The 9,243-nt window shown below is 63.3% G+C and carries 1 protein-coding gene; it reads right to left on the bottom strand.

Features of this window, described 5'->3' with window-relative positions:
- Positions 1–8,858 (bottom strand): hypothetical protein (locus tag GX414_11570; GenBank protein NLI47733.1); only part of this gene is annotated, 8,858 nt, incomplete at its 3' end.
- Positions 8,859–9,243: the final 385 nt, after the last annotated feature.

Here is a 9,243-nt window from a genome sequence, read left to right as displayed (position 1 = left end):
GTCGTGTGGCCGTTGGCGTCGGTCACCGCGGTGCGGTTGCCGGCGGCGTCATAGGCGAATTCCGTCCGGCCGCCCAGGGCGTCCACCTGGGCGGTCAGGCGTCCCGCCGGGTCGTATTCGAAGCGGGTGACCCGGCCCAGGGAGTCGGTCCGGGCGATCACCCGGCCGGCGGCGTCGTAGTCCATGTCGGTTCGGGGGCCGTCCGGGCCGCCGAGGACCTGCGGATCCGGGCCGATCACGGCGGTCTGGCGGTTCGCGGCATCGTACGCAAACCGGGTGACGCGGTCCATCTCATCGGTTACAGCGACCAGGTTGCGGTTCAGATCATATTCCATCGACCGGAAGTGCCCCAGCGGATCGGTCTGCCGGACCAGGTTGCCCACGCCGTCATACTCGAAGGAGGTGACGTTTCCCAGCGGATCCGTTATGGCGGCCACCTTCGCGCTCTCGCCGCTGCAACAGGAACAGCTCGAGGCGTTGGTCCCGGCGCAGACGTAGGTGAAGGTGGTGGTCTGGCCGTAGGGATCGGTCTGGCTGGTCTTCCGGTTCATGATGTCGTAGGTGAAGGTGGTGATGTGGCCGTTGGGATCGGTGACGGCGATGACGTTGCCGGCCCCGTCGCGCTGGTAGACCGTTTCATGCCCGAGGGGGTCGGTCACCTTCGCCACGTTTCCATATGCGTCGTACTCATAATGCGTTCTGAGGCCCAGTGGGTCCATTACCTCCCGCAACAACCCGTTTGTTTCGTAAGTGTAATGAGTTGAATGATTCAATGGATCGATCTGCTCGATCAGATTGAGTCCGTCATCATACTCGTACGTTGTCCGACGCCCGAACTCATCCTCGCTGGCGGTCAGCCGATGGGTCAACATATTAAAATAGTATCGCCGCGTCAGACCGAGTGGTTGTCTGGTCATCCGAATCAACTGGCCGTATTCGTTGTACAAATATTCTTCCCATGAACCATCAGGATAATGGACCGTCTTGACCAAACCCCGTCCATCGGGATCCTGCAACGTGACTTGACCCAGGGCATCCTCAGTGGCCAGCACATGACCGTTTTCATCGGTCCAGAGATAACGGGTGTGACCGGCTCCGTCGATCACGGTGCTCATATTGGCGGCATCGGCAGAGTACGGGTTGGCCTCTGTCCAAGAATCAGAATCCAGAACCTGCCCTTGATTAAGCGCCGGCAGATATTGCCGCAGCTCTCCGGTCGGGGCAATAACCCGAGCCAGAGTGCCGTAGTCCGGCTCATATTCGTACCGAAAGCGGCTGCCATCAGCCATGGTCTTAGCTGTCAATCGATGGTAAGAGTCATACTCAAACTGCAGGAATGACAGATCCGGTTGTACTATCCGGACAAGATCACCTGCTCCGTCCACTACGAATTCGGTCACCCGTCCCAACGGATCCTCCACCTCGGTCAGGTACCCTTCCGCCGAGTAGTGCATGGATATCGTTGCCCCCAGGGGATCGGTGATTGTGGTGAGCACCCCTTGGGTATTCCAGGTATACTCTGTCCGATTGCCGTTGCGGTCTGTGCAAGTCAAAGGATGACCACTGGCATCGAACTCCCATGTGGCCTTCTCAGCGCGGTCATCCAACTGGTTGGTCAGGCGGTCATACCGGTAGCGGTGCCTGGCATCGAAGGCATACATTTGGCGGCTCATTTTGTACAGATGACCATTTTTGGCCATGAAATAAATATTCTCAAAGTCATCGTCGAAGAAAAACGACCACGGCTGTAACAAATTCAGGTTAAACGGTTCCATGACCGAATCATCACCACCTGCCGGCAAGCCGCCGTTTCGGCGGAAGTCGGCTACGGTCCAGACTTGGCCTGCCGCGTCAATTTTCCGCAACCGGTCGCCAAATATCCCTTCAGAAAGGAGGTGATAGTATTCCAGATAATAGAAGTTCCCATCGCTGTCGGGGAACATCTGCAAAATGCCATTGATTTTCACCTTCGCGGCGGGTACTCCTTCTTCGAACATCGCTTCGGCGGCGGTGCCGGCGGCGTCATGACCAGCTACCGGGGAGGCGTCACCGGCCGGGGTAACTTTCCAGATTTCGAGGCCCGAAGCCCGATTGACATTAACCCAAAGATTCAATTCCCGATCCACTCTTAAATCGCAGGCAAAGTCGCCTGTATCGAACTGCAGTTCACCAATCTGGACCACTCCACCATTGGCGATGACCTTGTGGATCACGGTGGACTGACTGGTGTAATCCCAAGACAGGGTGTAGACATTGCCCATGTGATCGATGCAAAGTTCATTGATGTCCATCGGCGTAATCGCCACCAGCCGGACCATCCCTTCCCGATCCAGTTTGAACAGGCGATTCCAAGCGCCTCCGCTGCTGGCAAAATAGACATTTCCCTGTTCGTCGTGTCCCAGATAGTCATTGCCGCCACCACCCATATTTAGATATAGGTTTTTTACCAAGTTGGCCGGGATGGTATCCGTCTGGGACCAGTCCACATCGGTATCACCTCCGCCGATGAGTATGCGGAGTTGTCCTTGACTATCCACCTTGCGAAGCTGATGGCAATATTCTGGGTTGTTCAGAACAAGATTGTAGAAGAGCTCGCCATTATGGAAATACATGCCTTCGGCTCCCAACTCGTTGTTGGCGATGCTGTCGTCGGGTTGTACCTGGCAGGCGGGTGGGCGAACGTCGATAGCGGTTCCGGATACCTTTTCGATCATTCCGGCATGCAGTTCCACCGGCTGGCCGGAATCTTCCTGGATGTATACCGACTCGCCATCTGCCGAGAAGTGCAGATGTTTCAACGCATTCAAACCTAACGACCATCCGGCACCGTAAGGGGACTGAGTCAAGTCGGATCGTTGCAGCAGAAAGTTACCCGAAAATCGCACCCGTTGACGATAAGGTTCGCGCATCGGCACACCAGTGTCCGTCAACGGTTCACAAGCGAAGCAGGTCGTGGACCAGTAATTGTATGTCCGGTATCCGTTCTCAACCACGCAGTCATACGGATGAACACCGGGCTGCAGCCTCTGGCCCTGGTCGTCCGTTAGAGGAATGCGTATTTTGAAATAATTGACAGCCTGATCGCTGCTGAAGGTGGTCCGGTAGTGCCGCTCGGCGATGTCAAGATAAATGGTGGTGAAGTCCGGCCGGATGACCTCGGTGTTGTCTACCTTGACTGTGAAAACAAAGTGATCGGTTACCGATTTGCCGTCGTAAGACAGAGTCAAACTGGCGTCCCCTCCCATCACCTTATAAGGTACCGTCTGATAGCTAATGCGGAGGTTGCCGGTATCGATGCTGATCTCCGACATGCCCCCGTCGATTTTCTCGCATTCATCCTTAGGATTTTCCCCAGGGCCGGTCGGAGCGGGATCTCCCGGAGGAGCCACGGCATTGGGATCGCGAACCGAAAAATGGGTGATGTAGAACTCCATGTAGAGTCCATCCTCGGTGATGACCGACACGGAGTCGTGCTCCCAGCGGTGGGCCCGGCGGTTGTACCAGCCCACGGGGATGGGCGTGCCCGGTTCGAAACCCAGGAAGTTCTGCACCCGCACGCGCACCGGCAGGTTCAGCACCTCGGTGGTGTCGCCGGTGACGTCGAAGGCGAACGTCCACACCGAGGGTGTGGGCATGGCGTTGGGCAGGGCGTCGCCGAAGGGGATTTCGGTCAGGGTGACCTGGAGCGGCGTGTCGACGGCTCCGGCCGGAAAGTCCATAGTGATCCGGCCGTTCGAGTTGACGGCGGTTCCGCCGGCCATCAGGATGGTGGATACCACGGGGTCGGCCGGGACCAGGAACACGTCGTCCACCCGCGGATAGCGGCCGCGCTTGACCATGACCACCCGCTGGGCGTCAAGATGCTCCGGTGCGGTGATGTTGAGCACCACGGTCCGGGCCGGTCGCTCGTCCGACAGGTCGGCGATGGGAAAGCGGATCGCGCCGGTGGCGTCGGTGTAGAGCCGCGCGTCGAGTCCTTCCACGGTCAGACGGGCGCCGGCGAGGGGTTGCCGGTCGGCGGCGCTGTACACCGTGCCGGTGATCCACCCGCAGGCATCGCTCACCGGCGGATCGACCTCCGGGGGCGCATAGTGTACCGTAACCGCCGCGCCGGCCTGGTTGCGGGTGGCCCGATCCGTGGCGGTGGCCACCAGACGGTTGCGGCCGTCGAGCAACCGGACGGCGGTGGCGGTGAAGGTGTCGCCGGCAAGCGCGGCGGGCTGGCCGTCCACGAGCACGGACACGTCCATCGGATCAAAGGCGCCAAGTATGCGCCCCGTGACCGTGACGGCACAGGTTTCGAGGGCATCATCTTCCAGCGGTGACAGAATCTCAACGGCGAACACCGCCGGACGGCGCTGCACCAGGACCGACGTGGTGGCCTGGGATTCGCGCCAGCCGTCGGCGACGGTGAGCCGAAACACCAGCAGGGCATCCCGGTCCACATGGTTCAGCACGAACCGTGGCTGGACCAAGGTGGCGTCGTCCAACACAACGGCGGGTCCAGATAGCTGTTCCCACCGGTAGCCGCTGATGGGGCCGGAGCTGGCCGAGCCGTCCAGGACGACGGCATCGTCCTCGAGAACCGCCTGGACCGGGCCGGCGTCGGCCACCAGCGGCGGCACCGGCGGCACGGCCAGGGTCACCGTGGCGGACTGCCCGCCACCGGGGGCCGGGTTTCCCACCGCCAGGTCCACGCTGCCGCCGGCGGCTGCGCCGATGGGCAGCGCCACCGTCAACTCCGCGGCAGACTCGAACACCGGCGCATACACGCCGCCGCCGGCGAGGATCATCGAGCCGTCAGGCGCGGGCTGGAAACCGCTTCCGTGGAGGCGGACCTGGAAGGCGGTGTAACCGGCCAGGTAGCCATCGAAGACGGCGGTATCCAGGATCGGCGCCGGGTTGAGCACCCGGAACTCGACCGGCTCGGACACCAGGCTCCACGGGGTGGGGTTGTAGACCTGAATGGGGAGAAAACCGCCATGCTCCAGCAGGGCGGCGTCCAGCTCAGCGGTGAGCCAGATGCTGTCGCCGTCTTCGTGGTAGATGGTGGGCACTTCGTAATAACTATCGGCCCAGACCACCGAGTCGGTCTGGAACGGGCCGCCGTCGACGCGAAGGGTGACGCCGGCGCTACCCGCCTGAACTTCGGCGGGGGTCAAGGCGGCGATCACCGGCACGCCCGCGATCACATGGATCATATAGGGGGCCGACTCACGCAGGGGCGGACCCGGATTGACCACCGTGACCTGGAGCGCACCTTGTTCGCTCAGCAAGGCATCGGGCACCCAGGCGTCCAGCGTCGGCGGCATGTCGAAAGTACGCCAGAGATGAGTCTCGCACGCGATGCCGTTGACCCGGACGATGCTGTTGGAGTCGATGGGATCGGCCAGGGTGTTGATGACGATATCCAATCCGCCCTGGGGCAGCTCGCGCGGATAGACATCCAGAATCAGAGGATCCCGATCAACGATCTGAACGCTCACTGCCGCCGAGTCGGCCGGCGGCGGCCCCGGGTTGCGCACCGTCACCGCGCGGGCGCCGGCGGTGGCGGTGACGGCCGCCGGCAGCGCCGCGGTCAGCTCGGCCGGGTAGCCGTCGTCGGCCGGGGTGAGGGTTGTCGGCAGTTCGACGCCGTCGAGGAGAATCGTGGCGCCGTCCTGGACCTGCCAGGCGAAGACCGTCAGTTCCGGGCCGGCGGAACCGAGGGGCACCTCCGGCGGCGCCAGGCTGACGATGACCGGCGTGCCGGGATCGTCCACCACGGTGAAGGGAACCGGGTCGGAATCGCCAACTGCCGGATCGTGGAGAACCACCTCGTGGACACCCCCGGCGGCGGTGAGCGAATCGGGCAGCAGCACCCCGAGGGCGGGCGGCAGCCAATCGTGGAAAGTCGCGGCCATGTCATTCCCGTCGATCCGGACGAGGCCGGCGGCGTCAAGCGGCCGGCCGTAGACGAACAGCTCCACGCCGGTGGAGCCGGCCGCCACCTGGGCCGGGGTGAGCAGGGTGATCACAGGCCGCTCAGTGCCGCCGGTGATGGCGAGCATCGCCGGGGCGGACTCACCGCCGCCGGGGCCAGCGTTCACCACTGTCACGGGAAGATTGCCAGGGACAGCCAGCAGGGCGTCGGGCAGCACCGCCGTGAGCAGCGCCGGGCTGCCATCGTGATATACAGTGGCCAGCTCCGTCCCATCCACCCGGATTATCGAGCCGGGATAGAACGGAGCACCCTGGACGCCGAGCATCACGCCGGTGGAGCCGACCGGGATCTCGGCCGGGTCCAGCGCGGTCAGGACCGGCACGCCGGCCAGCACGGTGAACGTTGCCGGGGCCGACTCGCCGCCGCCGAGGCCGGGATTGACCACGGTGACGGCCCGCAGACCCGGCAGCGCGGTGGCCGCCGCGGGCACCGCCGCGGTGAGCCAGACGGGATCACCGGGGTGATATTCGGTCGGGAGGACCGCACCATCGAGCATCACGACGGAGTCGGCGTGGAACGGCCCGCCGTCGACCCGCAGGGTCACGCCGGGGGAGCCGGCCGGGACCGCGGCCGGATCGAGCGCGGTAATGGCCGGCATGCCGGCGGTCACCAGACACTCGAGGGGCGCCGATTCCCCGCCGCCGGGTCCGACATTGACGGCAGTGATGGACAGGACACCGGTGGCCGCCGTCAGCGCATCGGGCAGCACGGCGGTCAGGTACGCCGGGCTGCCGGGATGGAACGTGGTGGCCAGGTCCGCGCCGTTGGCCCGGATCACCGAGTCGGGATACAACGGCCCGCCATCGGCGCGTAAAACGACACCCACACTGCCAGCGGGAATCTCGGCCGGGTCCAGCGCGACGAGAGACGGAATGCCGGCGGTCACGGTCAGAACAGCCGGAGCGGATTCCCCGCCGCCCAGGCCCGGATTGATCACGGTCACACCCCGGGGGCCGGGCAGCGTGAGCGACCCGTCGGGCAGCGCCGCCGTCAGGAACGCCGGACTGCCGGCATGGTACGTCGTGCTCAGAAGCGCCCCATCCAGGGTGATGACCGAGTCGGCATGCAACGGGCCGCCGTCGACGCGGAGGGTGACGCCGGTGCTGCCGGCCGGTACCTGCGCCGGGTTGAGCGCGGTGATGGCCGGCACACCCGGCACCACCGCCAGAGCCAGCGTGGCGGAAGTGCCGCCGCCCGGCGGTGGATTCTCCACCCACATGTTCACGGCGCCTGTCTGGATCAAATCCGCCGCCGGAACGATGACCGTGAGCTGCGTGTCCGTTTGGCCGGTCACGCTCAACGGCGAGCCGTCGGCAAACACAATGCTATCGGAGATGAAACCGGATCCGTGCAGCGTGACGGCGAGATCGGCGCTGCCGGCCACCACTGCGGCCGGTTCCAGCGCGGTGAGCACTGGTATGGGATGATCCTCAGGTACAGGCGCCAGACCCCAGCCGGGCACGCCGCCGACGACCGTGACCGCCGTGTGCCAGGTCCAGGCGGCAATCGGTCCGTCCGCGGTCACCGTGACCAGGCTGGGCCGGTTCCAGTACCAGTCCCAGAACGACTCCAACGGAGTCGAGAGCCAGATGACCCGGTTGGCGTCCGGCGCCACCGAATAGACCGGTTGGCGGACGACCTGTCCGGAGCTGTTGTACTGGGTCACCATCACCGTGGCGGGACCGGCACCCGGGTTGTGCACCGTCAGAGGAAAAAACGTCGCGTCCTTGACCACGTGCCAGGTGGGATGGGTCATCGCCGGTCCCATGGCGGCGGGTATCGGGGCCGCCGATTGCTGCGCGCCGCAGATCACGGTTGCCGCCAGGAGCAAGGTCGGAGCATCGGTACGGAGAACGGCATGGGTTTGATAGAGCAGGAAACTGATCCCGTCGAACAACTCCTCGCAGCTTCGGCGAACAAACCCGTTGGCCGGCACGTCGATGGTGCCTTGACCCAGCCGGGTGCCGGCGGTGGTGACCAGATCCACGGTCAGGCTGACCGATGCCGGGCCCGGATTGGCCAGCCACAGCGTATCGGCGGTTCCGAAGCGGGGGAAGGCATCGTATTCCGGCACCAGCCGGCCGTCGCTGTCGATCCCCATTGTGGACGTCGGAACCGCCATGAGGCCGTTGGCCTCGGGATACCACGCCACGGCCAGGACACTCCGGTCCGCGGTGAGGCGAAGCACACCGGTGTCTGGCAGACCGGATCCGGCGAACAATTCACTCTCCGCGGCCACCCACCGGACTTCATGACCGGCGAGGGTGAGAGCTGCGGCGATGGGCACAGTAGCATCGGGGGAGTCGACGCGCAACCCGACCTTAGCTGGAGTGGCTGATGGATTGCCCAGGAGGAGCCAGGTGCCGGTCACCGCTGCCGGTCCCTGAAAGAACGTGGTCCAGGCGGTCTGGGGTGCAGTCGGGTACAGGGGGTAGAGCGCGATGGGGCCGGGCGGATTGATCGCTTTGTTGAAGAAGGAATCCGGGCGGGCTTTGCTCGTCGCGGGAGCGTTCGGCAGACTTGCAAGGAGCACTTCGGCGTGAACCGAGTCGATGGGCGTGGTCACCACGAGATAGCCGGGGCGGCCGGCCGGCGGATCGGATAACGCCACGGCAAGCGCGCCGATGGATTGCACCACAACCCCGTGGGGCGGGACGGTCAACGTGGTCGGTTGATCCGTGTACAGTTGTCCATGGAGGAAAAAGCAGATGGTCGCATCCTGCGGTGTATCGCTGGCATTGATCAGCCGCAGCACGCCGTCGGCCGATGATCCCGAAACCGCCGGCAGTGGGTAATGGACTTGCGTTCCCAGCAGGGTGCAGCCGAACAAGCTGATCCAGATTGCAAAATAGACAACGCCCCCCATTCGTCTCATGGTGACAACTCCCCAAATTGTGGAATCAATCGCAATCCCGGGCAACATTCCACAACACCGGGCGATTGTCAACCACAAATACACACGCAATGTTTTTTGTAATTCATTGAAGCTAAAGTTTTTACTGTATCGAGAGATATAGATATGTTCGGTTGCGGTTAGTGAGCGACAGGTGGTTTGAGTCCAATGTGGCTGTGTACACCTGAACCCAACCGACTCCCCGGGGCAAGACTCCGGATCGCAAGGAGTTCCTCTCCTGCAATACCCAGGCTGATCCATTCAATGGCTGTTTGACTCATCACACGGCAGCATCCTTTTCAGAAGCGATTCCTGCCATGAGCAGTTCAAGATGACATGCCTTTCGTGTGGCGGCAGGCGGTTGGAG

It is taken from the genome of Acidobacteriota bacterium, assembly GCA_012517875.1.
GTDB lineage: Bacteria > Acidobacteriota > JAAYUB01 > JAAYUB01 > JAAYUB01 > JAAYUB01.
This window is presented reverse-complemented; position numbering and strand designations above follow the sequence as displayed.